Consider the following 976-nt stretch of genomic DNA (forward strand, 5'->3'; position numbering starts at 1 on the left):
TTCTAGCTTCGTCGGCAGCGTCAGATGTGTATAAGAGACAGAGGTAACACAGGCGCTACCGGGCCTCAAGGTGTTCAAGGTAACACGGGGGCTACTGGTGCTACTGGACCTCAAGGTGCTCAAGGTAACACAGGCGCTACCGGACCTCAAGGCGTTCAAGGTAATACGGGCGCTACTGGTGCCACGGGACCTCAAGGCGTTCAAGGTAACACGGGCGCTACTGGACCTCAAGGCGCTCAAGGTAACACAGGCGCTACTGGTGCTACCGGACCTCAAGGCGTTCAAGGTAACACAGGTGCTACTGGTGCCACTGGCGCTACCGGACCTCAAGGTGTTCAAGGCATCCAAGGACCAACGGGTGCTACCGGCGCTACCGGTATAGGAGTTACTGGACCAACTGGACCATCTGGCGGACCTACTGGGCCTACTGGACCTACTGGACCTAGCTTCCCTGTAGCAACAATTGTTGTAACAAATAACATTCAACAAACAGTACTGCAATTTAATAACTTTATTTTTAGTACTGCAATTAACGTAAACAATATTATCTTTAACGGCACAAATACAGTTACTGTTATTAACGCTGGCATTTATGTAATTAGCGTATCCATCGCTACAACTGCGCCAGGATGTGCTCCACTTGGAGTAGGAATTTCAATTAATGGAGCAGTCGCAACTGACAACTTCTCTTCAAGTTTAATAGGTGACTCACTTTCATTTACTACAATTGAAACGTTAGCAGCTGGTGCAAACATCTCTGTCCAATCTACTCTTAACGAGATTACGATCCCTGCAACAGGAAATACTAACATTCGCCTTACTGTATTTAGAATCGCTTAAATTTCACTGTGTATTGTTTATGACAAATAAAAAAAGAGCGAGAAACTGAACTGCACCCTAATTGTTAGACACCGTCTAACAATTGGAGGTGCAGTTTTTCTATGGTTAAATTTACAGCTGATGAAAAAATACACAT

The 976-nt window shown here is 45.7% G+C and carries 1 pseudogene; it reads left to right on the forward strand.

From position 1 onward, the window contains the following. Window positions 1–42 precede the first annotated feature (42 nt). Window positions 43–840 (forward strand): annotated as a pseudogene (locus tag JDS92_RS30040) (Gly-Xaa-Xaa repeat protein); the annotation flags it as partial. Window positions 841–976: the final 136 nt, after the last annotated feature.

It is taken from the genome of Bacillus cereus group sp. N12 (genome assembly GCF_016483575.1).
In the GTDB taxonomy this organism is placed as follows: domain Bacteria; phylum Bacillota; class Bacilli; order Bacillales; family Bacillaceae_G; genus Bacillus_A; species Bacillus_A toyonensis.